This window comes from Mycobacterium riyadhense (genome assembly GCF_963853645.1).
GTDB classification, from domain to species: domain Bacteria; phylum Actinomycetota; class Actinomycetes; order Mycobacteriales; family Mycobacteriaceae; genus Mycobacterium; species Mycobacterium riyadhense.
This window is the reverse complement of record NZ_OY970456.1, coordinates 476,458-491,961: the sequence shown is the minus strand read 5'-3', so window position 1 is coordinate 491,961 and position 15,504 is coordinate 476,458. Positions and strand designations below refer to the sequence as shown.

General features: G+C 63.4%; 13 protein-coding genes and 2 pseudogenes. 10 read left to right on the top strand and 5 right to left on the bottom strand.

The window, feature by feature from the left end; genetic code table 11:
* Positions 1-178 precede the first annotated feature (178 nt).
* The 4 genes from AADZ78_RS02135 (at position 179) to AADZ78_RS02120 (ending at position 4,054) form a co-directional block, all read left to right on the top strand.
* Entirely contained in the window at positions 179-1,576 is a 1,398-nt protein-coding gene (locus AADZ78_RS02135; protein ID WP_085251604.1) for a nitrate/nitrite transporter, read from the top strand.
* Between the two features lie 78 nt (positions 1,577-1,654).
* Positions 1,655-2,800 (top strand): uroporphyrinogen-III synthase, encoded by a 1,146-nt coding sequence (locus AADZ78_RS02130; protein WP_085251605.1) that lies wholly within the window; start codon positions 1,655-1,657, stop codon positions 2,798-2,800.
* The gene (locus AADZ78_RS02125; protein WP_085251606.1) at positions 2,797-3,573 is read left to right on the top strand and encodes a sirohydrochlorin chelatase; all 777 of its coding nucleotides are present in this window, start codon (positions 2,797-2,799) and stop codon (positions 3,571-3,573) included. Before AADZ78_RS02130 ends, AADZ78_RS02125 begins: the two co-directional genes overlap by 4 nt.
* Positions 3,574-3,604: 31 nt before the next feature.
* Positions 3,605-4,054, top strand: a complete 450-nt coding sequence (locus AADZ78_RS02120) for a hypothetical protein (RefSeq protein WP_085251607.1) — start codon at positions 3,605-3,607, stop codon at positions 4,052-4,054.
* 66 nt (positions 4,055-4,120) lie between these two features.
* Here AADZ78_RS02120 and nirD read toward each other — a convergent pair whose 3' ends face one another.
* Together nirD and nirB are read right to left on the bottom strand one after the other, a co-directional pair.
* A complete protein-coding gene (gene nirD, locus AADZ78_RS02115; RefSeq protein ID WP_085251608.1) occupies positions 4,121-4,477 on the bottom strand; it encodes a nitrite reductase small subunit NirD in 357 nt (118 codons plus the stop codon).
* Between the two features lie 13 nt (positions 4,478-4,490).
* Positions 4,491-7,064 (bottom strand): nitrite reductase large subunit NirB, encoded by a 2,574-nt coding sequence (gene nirB / locus AADZ78_RS02110; protein WP_085251609.1) that lies wholly within the window; start codon positions 7,062-7,064, stop codon positions 4,491-4,493.
* Positions 7,065-7,279: 215 nt separating this feature from the next.
* Here nirB and AADZ78_RS02105 point away from each other — a divergent pair, with 215 nt between their 5' ends.
* A complete protein-coding gene (locus tag AADZ78_RS02105) occupies positions 7,280-7,717 on the top strand; it encodes an Hsp20/alpha crystallin family protein (protein ID WP_085251610.1) in 438 nt (145 codons plus the stop codon).
* Positions 7,718-7,793: 76 nt separating this feature from the next.
* On the opposite strand, the pseudogene AADZ78_RS02100 reads toward AADZ78_RS02105, so the two are convergent.
* Positions 7,794-7,922: pseudogene (locus tag AADZ78_RS02100) on the bottom strand (isocitrate lyase/phosphoenolpyruvate mutase family protein); the annotation flags it as partial.
* Between the two features lie 115 nt (positions 7,923-8,037).
* Between AADZ78_RS02100 and AADZ78_RS02095 the strand changes: the two are divergent.
* The 4 genes from AADZ78_RS02095 to AADZ78_RS02080 all read left to right on the top strand — a co-directional run bounded on the left by AADZ78_RS02095 (position 8,038) and on the right by AADZ78_RS02080 (position 11,965).
* On the top strand, positions 8,038-8,334 hold the full coding sequence (locus AADZ78_RS02095; protein WP_085251612.1) for a hypothetical protein: 297 nt from the start codon (positions 8,038-8,040) through the stop codon (positions 8,332-8,334).
* Positions 8,335-8,425: 91 nt separating this feature from the next.
* Positions 8,426-9,247: a hypothetical protein gene (locus AADZ78_RS02090; RefSeq protein WP_085251613.1), complete on the top strand. Its 822-nt coding sequence runs from the start codon at positions 8,426-8,428 to the stop codon at positions 9,245-9,247.
* 42 nt (positions 9,248-9,289) lie between these two features.
* Positions 9,290-11,218, top strand: coding sequence for a fumarate reductase/succinate dehydrogenase flavoprotein subunit (locus AADZ78_RS02085; protein WP_085251614.1), 1,929 nt, complete (start codon positions 9,290-9,292; stop codon positions 11,216-11,218).
* Entirely contained in the window at positions 11,219-11,965 is a 747-nt protein-coding gene (locus AADZ78_RS02080) for a succinate dehydrogenase/fumarate reductase iron-sulfur subunit (protein ID WP_085251615.1), read from the top strand. It abuts the gene before it with no gap.
* Positions 11,966-11,972: 7 nt separating this feature from the next.
* On the opposite strand, the pseudogene AADZ78_RS02075 reads toward AADZ78_RS02080, so the two are convergent.
* Together AADZ78_RS02075 and AADZ78_RS02070 are read right to left on the bottom strand one after the other, a co-directional pair.
* Positions 11,973-12,356: pseudogene (locus tag AADZ78_RS02075) on the bottom strand (hypothetical protein); the annotation flags it as partial.
* Positions 12,357-12,483: 127 nt separating this feature from the next.
* Positions 12,484-12,972, bottom strand: a complete 489-nt coding sequence (locus AADZ78_RS02070) for a flavin reductase family protein (RefSeq protein WP_085251616.1) — start codon at positions 12,970-12,972, stop codon at positions 12,484-12,486.
* A gap of 437 nt (positions 12,973-13,409) precedes the next feature.
* Here AADZ78_RS02070 and AADZ78_RS02065 point away from each other — a divergent pair, with 437 nt between their 5' ends.
* Positions 13,410-15,245 (top strand): acyl-CoA dehydrogenase, encoded by a 1,836-nt coding sequence (locus tag AADZ78_RS02065; protein ID WP_085251617.1) that lies wholly within the window; start codon positions 13,410-13,412, stop codon positions 15,243-15,245.
* The last annotated feature ends 259 nt before the right edge of the window (positions 15,246-15,504 follow it).

The following is a 15,504-nucleotide window of genomic DNA, read 5'->3' as shown; positions in this document are numbered from 1 at the left end:
TCAGCCGATATTGCCGCGCTTGATTTGACTGTCTTCCATCATCGATGTGAGCATCGAAACACGCGGGGCTGTACGGCTGTTCATCTTGAGGCGCCCACGCGGCCAGCACCTTGGCCAGCATCACATCGATTCGGACACAACCCGTTCTATGCATCGGCCACGAAAGGCGAAAGACCGTATGGGGCGAAACCATCACATCGCGGACTGGAATCCTGAAGACACCGCGGCCTGGAATGCCGGCAACAACAAGATCGCCCGGCGCAATCTGCTGTGCACGGTCGCCGGCGACCATGTGGCTTTTTCGATCTGGTCCCTGTGGTCGGTGATGACGCTGTTTATGCCGGCATCCGTGTACGGCTTCGCCGCCGGCGACAAGCTGTTGCTCGGCGCAGTAGCCACTCTGGTCGGCGGCTGCGTGCGCATCCCCTACACCTTGGGCATCGCCAAATTCGGCGGCCGCAACTGGACGACGTTCTCGGCGTTCGTGCTACTGATCCCGACCGTGGGAACCATCGTGCTGCTCGCGAACCCCGGGCTACCGCTGTGGCCGTATGTGGTGTGCGCGGCGCTGACCGGCCTTGGCGGCGGCAACTACGCGGCATCGCTGGCCAACGTCAACGCGTTCTACCCACAGCGGCTCAAGGGGTGGGCGCTGGCGGTCAACGCCGGCGGCGGCAATCTGGGCGTCGCGGTGATTCAACTGGTCGGCCTGCTGGTGCTGGCCACCGCCGGCCACGAAGCGCCGTACTGGGTCTGCGCGGTCTACCTGGTGCTATTGGCAATCGTTGGCATCGCCGCGGCACTGTTCATGGACAACCTCGACCATGGCATCGAGGCAAACACCATGCGTTCCATTCTTTTCGTGCGTCACACGTGGGTAATCTCGCTGCTCTACATATGCACCTTTGGCTCCTGGATCGGGTTTGCATTCGCGTTCGGCCAGGTGCTGCAAGTCAACTTTGAGGCCGGCGGCGAAAGTGTGAAGCACGCGTCGCTCCACGCCGCGCAGATCGCCTTCGTTGGGCCGCTACTGGGTTCGCTGGCCCGGATATACGGTGGCCGGCTGGCCGATCGCATCGGTGGCAGCCGCGTCACCCTGGGAGTACTAGGCGGCATGATCCTGGCCGCTGGGCTGCTGGTCGGCATCAGCACCCTGGACGACAACGGCGCCAGCACGAGTGCCGTCACCATGATCGGCTACGTCGTTGGATTCATTGCTTTGTTCATTCTTGCCGGCATGGGCAATGGATCGGTGTTCAAGCTGATCCCGTCGATCTTTGAAGCACGGAGTCGCGGGTTGAGCCTCAGCGAGGCGGAACGCCGCCACTGGTCGCGCGCCATGTCAGGATCGCTGATCGGATTCTGTGCGGCGGTGGGAGCACTCGGCGGAGTGGGCATCAACTTGGCGCTACGAGAGTCCTACCTCCGCAGCGGCACGGAGACGTCGGCGTACTGGTTGTTCATGGCCTCCTACGTCGTTGCTGCGCTCCTAACCTGGGTGATGTATGTGCGGAGGCCGTTTTCGGCAGCAAACATCCCCCAGACGAAGACTGAATGCGTGCCAGCCCGGGTGTGATTGGCGCCGCTGCAGCGGGCAATGCGTCAGCAATTGCTTGGTAACGCGACTGAAATTTCGTAGGCATACAAACTTCATATGGCCCAGCCAGACTCTGCGCCACTAACCGGCTACCGGGTTGCGGTGACGTCAGCTCGCCGCGCCGACGAGCTGTGCGCAATGCTGCGGCGCCAGGGGGCCGAGGTCTACAGTGCTCCGGCGATCAGCATGATCGCGCTGCCTGACGACGATGAACTGCACAGCAACACCGAGGCATTGATCGTTAACCCGCCCGACATCTTGGTAGCGCACACCGGCATTGGCTTTCGCGGCTGGGTGGCGGCGGCCGAGGGGTGGGGGTTGGCCAGCCAACTCGTCGAATCGTTGTCGGCGGCCCGGATCGTGTCGCGCGGACCAAAGGCTACCGGGGCGTTGCGCGCCGCCGGCCTGCGCGAGGAGTGGTCTCCGGAATCGGAGTCGTCGCAAGAAGTGCTGGAATATCTGCTCGAGTCAGGCGTATCCGGAATGCGCATCGCTATCCAGCTGCACGGGGCGGCCGATGCGTGGGATCCGTTCCCCGATTTTCTCAGCGGGTTGCGTTCCGCCGGTGCCGAAGTGGTACCCCTCCGGGTGTACCGCTGGAAACCAACACCACTCGGCGGTGAATTCGACCAGTTGGTCACCGGGATTGCCCGGCGACAGTTCGACGCGGTCAGTTTCACATCCGCACCTGCAGCGGCGGCGGTGTTAGAACGCGGCCGCGAGTTGGGCATCGAGGACCAATTGGTGGAAGCGATGCGCACTGCGGTACACGCGATGTGCGTCGGACCGGTAACGTCGCGGCCGTTGATCCGAAGGGGCATACCGACGTCGGCGCCCGAGCGAATGCGATTGGGAGCCTTGGCTCGCCACATTGCCGAGGAGCTGCCGCTGCTGGGGTCGTGCAGTCTGAAGGTCGCCGGCCACCTGATCGACATTCGCGGGACCTGCGTTCTGGTCGACGGTTCGGTCAAGACACTCTCAGGGTCGGGAATGGCGATCCTGCGAGCGCTGGCGCAGCGTCCCGGCGACGTCGTCGCACGCGGTGACCTGCTACGCGTGCTGCCCGGTAACGGCGACGACACCCACGCCGTGGACACCGCGGTGCTGCGGCTGCGAACGGCGTTGGGCGACAAGAACATCGTGGCAACGGTGGTCAAACGGGGTTACCGGCTGGCCGTGGATCCCGAGCGGGGAGCCCGGTGAGTCTGATCCTCGCGGCACACGGAACCCGTCGACCCTCGGGCGTCGCCATGATCGGCGACCTTGCCGCGCGGGTGAGCACGCTGGTAGAGGCGACCGTGCAGGTTGCTTTCGTCGACGTGCTGGGACCCACACCGAGCGAAGTGCTTTCGGCACTTTGTCATGCCGAGGCTTGCCGGCGGCCCGCAATTGTGGTGCCGGCCTTCTTGTCCCGCGGATATCATGTTCGCGCCGACCTACCCGCCCATGTCATAGCAAGCGGCCACCCGAATGTCACCGTTACCCCCGCTTTGGGGCCAAGTTCCGACATTGCCCGGATAGTCGCCCAGCAGTTGGTGGAATCAGGTTGGCGTGCCGGCGATTCGGTGATCCTCGGGGCCGCGGGCACATCGAACCGAAGGGCGTACGCCGACCTGTGTCACACGGCGGCGCTGCTGTCCGCGCTGATCGGATCGCGGGTAAATTTGGGCTTTGCGGCCACCGGTGATCCTGATGTAGCAATCGCGGTCGCTAATGCTCGCCGCCATGGCGCGGGTCGTGTCGTGGTTGCCTCCTACCTTCTTGCCGAAGGCCTGTTCCAAGAGCGGTTACGTGACTGCGGCGCAGATCTGGTAACCACACCGGTGGGCACCCATCCCGATGTGGCGCGGCTGATTGTCAACCGATTCCGCAGGGCGATGCCGCGCCGAAAAGGCACTCAACGCCCACACCACCTACCGAATTGCGCGGTGCACACAGCTTTGCCGGCAAGGCGCGCCGGCGGCGGCGACGCTTGATCTTTGCTGCCTTCCGGGCGATCCTGACACCATGGCCCGTAACGAAGAGCCGTCGCGTGGGCTCCTCGACCCGGTAGCGAAGATGCTGCGGTTACCGTTCGGCACACCAGAGTTCATCGACAAGATCGTCACCGGGAGCGTCAATCAGGTTGGCAGGCGGACGCTGTACGTGCTGATCACCACGTGGGATGCGGCCGACGGCGGTCCGTTTGCCGCGAGCGCCATCGCATCGACCGGGCTGGCCAAGACCGCCGAAGTCGTGCAGTCCATGTTCATCGGGCCAATCTTCAACCCGCTACTCAAGATGCTGGGGGCGGACAAGATCGCCATCCGGGCATCGTTGTGCGCCTCTCAGCTTGTTGGTTTGGGCATCATGCGCTACGGCGTGCGCTCCGAACCCCTGCACTCAATGTCGGTCGAAGCCCTCGTCGATGCCATTGGCCCGACGATGCAGCGCTATCTCGTCGGCAAGATCGACTAGCCGACCCCGGCCCGCGGCGATCGCAAGCGCGGCGGAGCCGGGCGCAGCGGGTCGCCGCCAATTCGCTCAGGCGGCGATCCGGGCGACTTGTATGTGGCCTTCGGGCGTCACCCGCGCCGGGTACACCGGCACCGACACGCGCGGGTCGTCAAGGCACGACCCGTCGTCGAGCGCGAAAGCCTGCTTCAGGATCGGCGATTGGACAGTGGCACGACCTCCGCGGTCGCCAACTATCCCGCGGGACAACACTGCCGCGCCGGAGAACGGGTCGACATTGCCCACCGCGCGCACCGAGCCGTCGTCCAGCCGGAACAACGCCGCCTGGCTGCCGTCGTCGAGCAGGACGCCCACACCGCGCCCCGGGATAAGGCGGTCATAGTCGCAGGCGGTGATCCATACCTGAATGTCGTTGAGAAGCGTCATGATTCCTCCCTGATTACGATCTGACCCGCGGCATGCCAATGGGCACAGGCACTTTGCGGCCGGCGCGTTCGGTAAATGCCACTGTGGCGTCGACAGCGTCGGGGGCGTTGACGAATGAAACGAACCGCGACAGCTTGTCCGGGTCCTCCAGCACGCCCTTCCATTCGCATTTGTAGTTGGCAACATGCCGCTCCATCGCGGCCTCGAATTCCTCGGCCAGGCCCAGCGAGTCGTCACAGACGACCTCGCGCACGTGATCGAGGCCAAGCGATTCCACCCATGGCGCAGTGCGCTGCAGCCGGTCTGCGGTGCGGATGTAGTACATAAGGAACCGGTCGACGTAGCGAGTCAGCGTCTCGGTGTCGAGGTCGCTAGCCAGCAGCTGGGCATGCTTGGGGGTCATACCACCGTTGCCGCCGACGTAGAGGTTCCAGCCCTTTTCGGTGGCGATGACGCCAACGTCCTTACCGCGCGCCTCGGCGCACTCCCGCGCGCAGCCCGAGACGCCCAGCTTGATCTTGTGCGGTGCCCGCAGACCGCGGTAGCGCAGTTCGAGATCGATGGCCAGCTGCACCGAATCCTGCTGCCCGTAGCGGCACCAGTCGCTGCCCACGCAACTCTTGACGGTGCGCAGCGCTTTGCCGTAGGCGTGGCCCGATTCCATGCCGCCGTCCACCAGCCGCTTCCAGATCAGCGGCAGCTGGTCCACTCGGGCGCCGAACAAGTCGATCCGCTGGCCGCCGGTGATCTTGGTGTACAACCCGAAGTCCTGCGCGATCTGGCCGATCAGGATCAGGTGCTCGGGCTTGATGTCACCGCCGGGCACCCGGGGAACCACCGAGTAGCTGCCGTTCTTCTGGATGTTGGCCAGGAAGTGGTCGTTGGAATCCTGCAATGACGCCTGCTCGCCGTCGAGAATGTGGTCGGAGCCGGTGGACGCCAGGATGGAGGCGACCGCGGGTTTACAGATGTCGCAACCCTTTCCGCGGCCGAAGCGCTCCAGCAGCCCGGAGAAGGTCCGGGTTTCGGTGGCGGTGATGATTTGGAAGAGCTCGGCTCGCGACTGGCTGAAGTGCTCGCACAGCGCCTTGGACTGTTCCACGCCCTCGGCCTCCAACAGCTGCTTGAGCAGGGGCACGCACGATCCGCACGAAGTGCCGGCCGAGGTGCACGACTTGAGCGCGGGAACGTCACCGCAGCCGTCGGCGATCGCGCACCTCAGATCACCCTTGGTGACGTTGTTGCACGAGCAGATCTGCGCCGAATCCGGTAGCGCCCCAACACCCAAAGCGCCCGCGCCGTCCCCGGAGCCGGCCGGCGCGATCAAAGCCAGCGGGTCCCCGGGCAGTTCACTACCGACCATGGGCCGCAATACCCCGTACGACGAGGCATCGCCCACCAGCACGCCGCCGAGCAGCGTCTTGGCGTCATCGGAGAGCACAAGTTTGGCGTAGGTGCGGTTGACCGCATCGTTGATGACGACCTCGAGACAGTTCTCGGTCGCACCCATCGCGTCGCCGAAACTAGCGACGTCAACACCCAACAGCTTGAGCTTGGTCGACAAGTCGGCTTCCGGGAACTCCGCGGTGCCGTCCAGCAGCCGGTCGGCCACCACCTCCGCGCTGGTGTAGCCGGGTCCGACCAGGCCGTAGCACCGCCCCTCGATCGCGGCGACCTCGCCAACCGCGTAAATATCGGGATCGCTTGTCTGGCAGGACAAGTCGGTGAGCACCCCGCCCCGCTCGGCGATCGTCAACCCGGCCGCCCGCGCTAGTTCGTCGCGCGGTCGGATCCCAGCGGCGAAAATCAGCACACCGGCATCGATGACCTCACCGTCGCTCAGGCGTACCCGCATCGACTCCGAACCGTCCGAATGCGTAACGGACTCAATTGATTCGGTGCCCGTACCGACGTGGATCGCGATTCCCAGATCGGTGATCATCCGGGCCAGCAGTGCACCGCCGGCCTCGTCGATTTGCTGGGCCATTAATCGCGGCATCATCTCGACGACGTGTGTCCGCAAACCGAACTGGCGCAACGCATTCGCGGCCTCCAGCCCCAACAGGCCGCCGCCGATGACCACCCCTGCGCCCGCGCGACCAGAGTCCAGGGTGCGCTGGGCGCCGGCACGAATGGCGTCGAGGTCGTCCAGCGTGCGGTAGACGTGGCAGAGGGGCAGGTCGTGGCCGGGCACCGGCGGCACGAAGGCGTAGGACCCAGTGGCCAGCACCAGGGTGTCGTAACTGTGCCGCTGACCATCCGTGGTAACCACCGACTTTGTCGCACGGTCGATCTCGCTGACCCGCGTGTTCAACAGCAACCGCACCCGCTCGTCACCGGCGTAGTCGTTGCCCGGCAAAGCCAGCAGGTTGCGGTCCCAGCTTTCGGTGTAGGACGTGAGGCCGACGCGGTCGTAGGCCGGATCGGCCTCCTCGGCCAGCACCGTAATCCGCCAGGAACCGGTTGTGTCACGGGCCCGAAGCGCCTCCACAAACCGGTGGCCCACCATGCCGTGCCCCACCACAAGCACGTGGCTCGGGCAGGCTGAGTCGGCATCGCACGCGCGCAGACTTCCGGCCGATGACATGGATCTGAGGGTAAGGGCAGGAAATTACCGAAAAATCGCCGAATGTGACGTGCGGATGACGCTGTGATCACACCTGACGAGAAGCTGTGTGACTCCGTTCGCCCAGCGCGAACGCCCAGGTGGAACTTAAGCGCGGTGGACTCAAGTTATTGGTAGTAGCCGGCCGACAAGGCGCCGGACACAGCAAACCCACAAGGAAGTATAAGGAGACATCCATGAGCAATCTCGCACTGTGGTCGCGTCCGGCCTGGGACACTGATCGCTGGCTGCGCGACTTCTTCGGTCCCGCATCCTTAGATTGGTACAGGCCAGCGACCAGCGGATTCAACCCAGCCGCCGAGATCGTCAAGGACGGCGATGACGCAGTGGTTCGGCTGGAACTGCCGGGTGTTGACGTCGAGAAAGACGTCACCGTAGAGCTGGACCGTGGCCGCCTGGTAATTCATGGCGAACACCGTGACGAGCACGCGGAAGACAAAGACGGTCGCACATTGCGTGAGATCCGTTACGGCTCGTTCCGGCGTTCCTTCCAGCTGCCCGGGCACGTCACCAGCGAGGCCATCGCGGCTTCGTATGACGCCGGCGTTCTGACCGTCCGGGTAACCGGCGCCTATGCCGGGTCTCAGGCGCAGCGCATCGCAATCACGAAGTAACCGGCGCGAACAGACGCAAAAGCTCCCGCCCGCGCGGCGCGGCGGGAGCTTTTGCGTCTGCTGGGCATTTATCGCCGAAGCCGGCATCGGTGGCCAACCGCGCCGACCAGGCGTCCCACACCGTCGGCGGCACTACCGGGTCGCCAGGTTGATGTAGCTCCAGCAACGTCCTGGCGCGCTCGGCCGGCGTGGTTTGACCTGGCATGAGCATTGCTTCCGGGCCAGGCGACGTCGGGTAATCCGACGTCGGGCTTGGACTGTGGATAGTATCGGGTTGGCGTACTGTGATCCATAACACCCGTTAGCCCAGGGAGCATCCGTTGTCCGCGACTACTGAACTTGCCGAACTGCACGACCTTATCGGTGGTTTGCGGCGGTGCGTGACCTCGCTGAAGACCCGCTACGGCGACAACCCGGCGATGCGTCGCATCGTCATCGACGCCGATCGAATCCTCAGCGACATCCAATTACTCGACACCGACGTGTCTGAATTGGATTTGGATCGCGCCACTGTGCAGCAATCCGGCGAGAAGATCGCCATCCCCGACACCGACTACGACCGGGATTTCTGGCGTGATGTCGACGACGAGGGTGTCGGGGGTCACAGCAGGTATTGACAAGCAGGTACTGACAAGGAAGCCCCCCTAAATAGGGGGCTCTCACTCTGTGTACCCTTCGACGAGATAACACTCGAAGAGGACACACTTGATGAGCGCACCCACGGCGAACCGTCCTGCGTCCGGCGTTTTCTCAGCCACCCGGGCCCAAATACCCGACCGGACATTGCGTACCGACCTTTGGTGGTGGGCACCGCTGGTAACCAACGTCGGGTTGTTGACGTTCATCCTCTACGCGACCACGCGGGCGTTTTGGGGCAGCGGGTACTGGGTGGAGAAATACCATTATCTGACACCGTTCTACTCGCCGTGCGTCAGTGCATCCTGCGCACCCGGCGCCAGCCACCTGGGCGTCTGGTTCGGACATTTCCCATGGTGGATTCCGTTGGGCGCGATGGTATTACCGTTCCTACTCGGTTTCCGGATCACTTGTTACTACTACCGCAAGGCCTACTACCGGTCGGTGTGGCAGTCACCGACCGGCTGCGCTGTACCAGAACCGCGTGCGCACTACACCGGCGAAACCCGCTTTCCGCTAATCATTCAGAACAGTCACCGCTACTTCTTCTACTTCGCGATGGTGGTGTCACTGATTAACACCTACGACGCGATAGCGGCGTTCCACTCGCCCACCGGTTTCGGGTTCGGTTTGGGCAACGTGGTTTTGGTGGTCAACGTGATTCTTCTGTGGGCCTACACGATCTCTTGCCATTCGTGCCGGCATGTTACCGGTGGCCGGTTGAAGCATTTCTCCAAACACCCTGTCCGGTATTGGATCTGGACACAAGTCAGCAAGTTGAATACCCGGCACATGATGTTTGCATGGATCACGTTGGGGACGTTGTCGCTGACCGACTTTTACATCATGCTGGTCGCCAGCGGAACCATTCAAGACTTCAGATTTATTGGCTGATAAGCCATTTCGGGATTACCAGAATTAGGCTAGCGAGGTTTCATGGTTGAGGTCGAACGGCACTCCTACGACGTGGTGGTGATCGGTGCCGGCGGCGCTGGGTTGCGCGCGGTCATCGAGGCGCGCGAGCGCGGCCTGAAGGTTGCGGTGGTGTGCAAATCCCTATTCGGCAAAGCCCATACGGTTATGGCCGAGGGCGGCTGTGCGGCCGCGATGGGTAATACCAACCCGAAAGATAACTGGAAGACCCACTTCGGTGACACCATGCGCGGCGGGAAGTTCCTAAACAACTGGCGGATGGCCGAACTGCACGCCAAGGAGGCACCCGACCGAGTTTGGGAGCTGGAGACCTACGGCGCGCTGTTCGACCGCACCAACGACGGCCGGATCAGCCAGCGCAACTTCGGCGGGCACACCTACCCACGGCTGGCACACGTCGGCGACCGCACCGGCCTGGAATTGATCCGGACCATGCAGCAGAAGATCGTCTCGCTGCAGCAGGAGGATCACGCCGAACTCGGCGATTACGAGGCCCGGATCAAGGTGTTCGCCGAATGCACGATCACCGAACTGATCAAGGACGGTCCCCAAAATGAGCAGCGGATCGCCGGAGCGTTCGGCTACTGGCGGGAAAGCGGCCGTTTCATCCTGTTCGAGGCCCCAGCGGTGGTGCTCGCCACCGGCGGCATCGGCAAGTCGTTCAAGGTGACGTCCAACTCCTGGGAGTACACCGGTGACGGGCACGCCTTGGCGCTGCGCGCGGGCGCAACGCTGATCAATATGGAGTTCGTCCAATTTCACCCGACGGGCATGGTATGGCCGCCTAGCGTGAAGGGGATATTGGTCACCGAAGGTGTTCGCGGTGACGGCGGAGTGCTGAAGAACTCCGACGGCAAACGATTCATGTTCGACTACATCCCCCCGGTGTTCAAAGGTCAGTACGCCGAAACCGAACAAGAAGCTGACCAATGGCTCAAGGACAATGATTCGGCCCGTCGCACTCCGGACTTGCTGCCGCGTGACGAGGTCGCGCGTGCGATCAACTCGGAGGTCAAAGCCGGCCGCGGAACTCCCCATGGGGGGGTTTACCTCGATATCGCATCGCGGCTGACGCCCGCCGACATCAAGCGTCGGCTGCCGTCGATGTATCACCAGTTCATGGAGCTCGCCGAAGTCGACATCACCAAGCAGCCAATGGAAGTCGGGCCAACTTGTCACTACGTGATGGGCGGTGTTGAGGTCGACGCGGACACCGGTGCGGCGACGGTTCCCGGTCTATTCGCCGCCGGCGAATGCTCCGGCGGCATGCACGGCTCAAACAGGCTCGGCGGCAATTCGCTGTCCGATCTGTTGGTGTTCGGCCGACGGGCGGGCCTGGGCGCCGCCGACTATGTGCGCGCGCTGAGCAGCCGTCCGGCCGTCTCCCAGGCGGCCATCGATACCGCGGCCCAGCAGGCGCTGCTGCCCTTTGAAGGCCCGAAAGATGGCTCAGCGCCGGAGAACCCGTATGCGCTGCACATGGACTTGCAGTACTTGATGAACGACCTGGTCGGAATCATCCGCACCGAGGAGGAGATATCCCGCGCGCTGACCCTGCTGGGCGAGCTGCGGCAACGGTACCAGCGCGTGCAAGTCGAAGGGCACCGGCAATACAACCCCGGCTGGAACCTTGCCATCGACCTGCGCAGCATGCTTCTGGTCAGTGAGTGTGTGGCTAAGGCCGCGTTGGAACGCACCGAGAGCCGGGGCGGCCACACCCGCGACGACCATCCCGGCATGGACCCCAACTGGCGCAACACATTGCTGGTCTGCCGGGTCGCCGAAGGCAACGCCGACGGTTCCCACGTCAGCATCACGCGGCAGCCACAGGTACCAATGCGGCCGGACTTGCTGGAGCTCTTCGAGATCGCAGAGCTGGAGAAGTACTACACCGACGAAGAGCTGGCCGCGCATCCAGGACGGAGAGGCTAAATGACCTACAACGCGAGCATGCGGGTCTGGCGCGGCGACGAAACCGGTGGCGAACTCCGCGATTTCACCGTCGAGGTCAACGAGGGCGAGGTGGTGCTCGACGTCATCCTGCGTCTGCAACAAACGCAATCGCCGGACCTGGCGGTGCGCTGGAACTGCAAAGCGGGCAAGTGCGGATCCTGCTCAGCCGAGATCAACGGCAAACCGCGGCTGATGTGCATGACCCGGATGTCGACTTTTGCCGAGGACGAGATCGTCACCGTTACCCCGATGCGAACCTTCCCGGTAATTCGCGATCTGGTCACCGACGTCTCGTTCAACTACCAGAAGGCGCGCGAGATCCCGTCCTTCGCTCCACCCAAGGAGCTGCAGCCCGGTGAATACCGGATGGCACAGGTTGATGTTGCGCGCTCGCAGGAGTTCCGCAAGTGCATCGAATGCTTCCTATGCCAAAACGTCTGCCATGTGGTGCGTGATCACGAGGAAAACAAGGAAGCGTTCGCTGGGCCCCGGTTCCTGATGCGGATCGCCGAGCTCGAGATGCACCCGCTGGACACCCGCGACCGGCGCAAACTGGCGCAGGACGAGCACGGCCTGGGCTACTGCAACATCACCAAGTGCTGCACCGAGGTGTGCCCGGAAAACATCAAGATCACCGACAACGCGCTGATCCCGATGAAGGAGCGGGTCGCCGACCGCAAGTACGACCCGGTGGTGTGGCTGGGCAACAAGTTGTTCCGCCGCTAGCCTTCCCTCAATTCGCGGGAGCGAGCCGCATCGCCGAGTAGGCGGCCGCCAGATTTAGCAGAAGAATTATCGCTACTTGCCACACCACGTCGTGGACTTGGGCGATGAGGCACAGCACCGGACTCAAACCGATCAATCCGGCACTGATGACGAGCTGTCCGCAGGAAATCAGCGAAATTCGCAACGCCGGATCGGCGTGATGAGCAATCCACAGTTGACCCGCCGTGAAGACGCTGTGATTGGCGATCGATGCAAGCGCAATCACAAGGCTGATCGCGACAATGTTGGGCCACGAACCGGCCAACTGGAACACAATGGCTACCACAGCCGCGGCGGCGCTGATGACCGCGCTACCGGGTGCGGTTCCACAGGCGGATCCCCCTAGAAGTCCTGCTTGCGCCAGGCTTTGTGCCCAACACGTGTTGCCCAGTTCGAGCGATGGCCCCGTTTCAGCGCATCGAGCAATAGGCGGATTGGCCAGACCGGTAGGGCGGAATGTACCGAAAGTATTTGCGTGTTCAGACGCCGAGCCGACGGAATTCGCTGCGATGGAACACAATCGGCGCCACGGCCGAATCCACCGTCACCTCGCTGACCCGCAGCACCACGATCGTGTGATCCCCGGCAGGGATCAGTTGTTCGATGGCACTCTCCAGCCATAACGCGGTGCCTTTGATGAAGACCGCGCCGCTGCCGGTGGACACCGTCTCCAAGCCGGCGAACCTATCGCCAGTCTTGGCGGCCAGAGTGCGCACAGCGGCGTCATGGGCCTCACCCAGCACGCTGATGCCCAGCATCGGCACGCCTTTGAGCTTCGGCCAGGTCGTAGAGGTGTTCTGCACGCAGAACGACACCAACGGCGGTTCCAGCGAGACAGGTACAAAGGTGCTGGCCGCCAGTCCTTCCCGCACCCCATCAACCTGGGCTGCGATGGCCACTACCCCAGTGGGGAAGTGACCGAAGGCCTCACGCAGTGACGACGGTGTCAGCTTGCTATTCGAGTTCACCGGTCTTCATTCGTCCCTTGAGCCGAGAACGGAATTCTCGGAAGTGACCCTACCCGCCGAGTACCCGACGTGCGGCCGCGAGCACCCTGTCGGCAAGCACCTGCGGCATCTGGTGGCCGATCAGATAGAAAAACCCACCTCATGGGCCGCCTTGAGGAGGCCGTTGCGCAGTTGGTCAGGGTCCGCACGCAGGTCCAGCACCGGTAGCGTCGTGACGCCTCCCGCGTGAGTCATCTGACCATCATCGTCGCAGGTGGACGGGCCTGCCGGGGATGGGATCACCACCATCCCAACCGGATGGTTAGTTAGACGGTGCAATCTTGCTCACACTGACTTGCGTTCGACTATGCAACGGAGATATTTTAGCGGTGTTACTGGTGGGTAACTTTGTGCGAGTACCCAACCATAAGGTGGCACTCTCAATGAGGAGGACCATAGTGAGCCACTACAAGAGCAACGTCCGCGACCAGGAATTCAACCTGTTCGAAGTCTTGGGCGTTGACAAGGCTTTGGGTAAGGGCGAGTACGCCGACCTCGACGCCGACACCGCCCGCGAAATGCTTGCCGAGGTCAGCCGGCTGGCCGAGGGCCCCGTCGCCGAATCATTCATCGAGGGCGACCGCAACCCGCCGGTCTTCGACCCGAACACCCACTCGGTGACGCTCCCGGAGTCGTTCAAGAAGTCCGTCAACGCGGTGCTGGAAGCCGGTTGGGACAAAGCCGGCCTCGACGAGGCGCTCGGCGGCATGCCGATGCCTAAGTCATTGATGTGGGCGCTGCACGAGCACATTCTGGGCGCCAACCCGGCGGTGTGGATGTACGCCGGCGGCGCAGGTTTCGCCCAGATCCTCTACCACCTCGGCACCGAGCAACAGAAGAAATGGGCCGTGCTGGCCGCCGAGCGCAACTGGGGTTCGACGATGGTGCTGACCGAGCCGGACGCCGGCTCGGACGTAGGTGCCGGCCGCACCAAGGCCGTACAGCAGCAGGACGGTTCCTGGCATATCGACGGGGTTAAGCGGTTCATCACCTCGGGTGATTCCGATGACCTGTTCGAGAACATCTTCCACCTCGTGCTGGCCCGCCCCGAGGGGGCTGGTCCCGGCACCAAGGGACTGTCGCTGTTCTTTGTTCCCAAGTTCCTGTTCGACTTCGAGACCGGCGAATTGGGCGAGCGTAACGGCGTGTTCGTCACCAACGTCGAGCACAAGATGGGCCTGAAGGTCTCGGCGACCTGTGAGCTGTCGCTGGGCCAGCACGGCGTGCCGGCCAAGGGCTGGCTGGTCGGCGAGGTGCACGAGGGCATAGCGCAGATGTTCGAAGTCATCGAGCAGGCGCGCATGATGGTCGGCACCAAGGCCATCGCCACGTTGTCGACCGGCTACCTGAACGCGCTGGAATACGCCAAGTCCCGCGTGCAGGGCGCCGACCTGACCCAGATGACCGACAAAACCGCGCCGCGGGTGACAATCACTCACCACCCCGACGTGCGCCGGTCACTGATGACCCAGAAGGCCTACGCCGAGGGTCTGCGTGCGCTCTACCTCTACACCGCGACCTACCAGGACGCGGCGGTTGCCGAGGCGGTGCACGGCGTGGACGCCAACCTGGCCGTCAAGATCAACGACCTGATGCTGCCGGTGGTCAAGGGTGTCGGTTCCGAGCAAGCCTATGCGAAGCTCACCGAGAGCCTGCAGACGCTCGGTGGGTCCGGCTTCCTGCAGGACTACCCGATCGAGCAGTACATCCGTGACGCCAAGATCGACTCCCTGTACGAAGGCACCACCGCGATCCAGGCGCAGGACTTCTTCTTCCGCAAGATCGTCCGCGACAAGGGTGTGGCGTTGGCCCACGTGTCGGGCCAGATCCAGGCGTTCGTCGACAGCGAGTCCGGTAACGGCCGGCTGAAGACCGAACGTGCGCTGCTGGCCAAGGCGCTCACCGATGTGCAGGCGATGGCCGCCGCGTTGACCGGCTACCTGATGGCTGCCCAGCAGGATGTCACCAGCCTCTACAAGGTCGGGCTGGGTTCGGTGCGCTTCCTGATGAGCGTCGGCGACCTGGTTATCGGCTGGTTGCTGCAGCGTCAGGCGGCGGTGGCCGTCGAGGCGCTCGATGCCGGTGCCACCGGTGCCGAAAGGTCGTTCTACGAGGGCAAGGTCGCGGTGGCGTCGTTCTTCGCGAAGAACTTCTTGCCCCTGTTGACCAGCACCCGCGAGGTGATCGAGACGCTCGACAACGAGATCATGGAGCTCGACGAGGCCGCCTTCTAGGCCGCAAACGCGGTGATCCCCCGTCTCCTTAGAGGCGGGGGATCGTTGCGTTTGGGCCCGCCGACGGGTCTGCGTGGGTGGAGTCTCGGCGAAACCGGATGTTCCAAAAAAGACCGCCGCTGGATCCCCTCATTCCAGCGGCGGTCTTTTTCGTACGCCCGTCTCCGCTGACCGGCGGTCGACCTTAGGGATTGCCCCGCGTTGCCGTCGGGGTCGGGGGGTCAGACCACAACACGGGGCTATCCGAGCGTCGGGATAC

Excerpts from the sequence above, each read along its gene's own strand:
- AADZ78_RS02135 (WP_085251604.1), top strand. The coding sequence starts at position 179 with ATGGGGCGAAACCATCACATCGCGGACTGGAATCCTGAAGACACCGCG.
- AADZ78_RS02130 (WP_085251605.1), top strand. The coding sequence starts at position 1,655 with ATGGCCCAGCCAGACTCTGCGCCACTAACCGGCTACCGGGTTGCGGTG.
- AADZ78_RS02120 (WP_085251607.1), top strand. The coding sequence starts at position 3,605 with ATGGCCCGTAACGAAGAGCCGTCGCGTGGGCTCCTCGACCCGGTAGCG.
- nirD (WP_085251608.1), bottom strand. The coding sequence starts at position 4,477 with ATGACGCTTCTCAACGACATTCAGGTATGGATCACCGCCTGCGACTAT.
- nirB (WP_085251609.1), bottom strand. The coding sequence starts at position 7,064 with ATGTCATCGGCCGGAAGTCTGCGCGCGTGCGATGCCGACTCAGCCTGC.
- AADZ78_RS02105 (WP_085251610.1), top strand. The coding sequence starts at position 7,280 with ATGAGCAATCTCGCACTGTGGTCGCGTCCGGCCTGGGACACTGATCGC.
- AADZ78_RS02090 (WP_085251613.1), top strand. The coding sequence starts at position 8,426 with ATGAGCGCACCCACGGCGAACCGTCCTGCGTCCGGCGTTTTCTCAGCC.
- AADZ78_RS02085 (WP_085251614.1), top strand. The coding sequence starts at position 9,290 with ATGGTTGAGGTCGAACGGCACTCCTACGACGTGGTGGTGATCGGTGCC.
- AADZ78_RS02080 (WP_085251615.1), top strand. The coding sequence starts at position 11,219 with ATGACCTACAACGCGAGCATGCGGGTCTGGCGCGGCGACGAAACCGGT.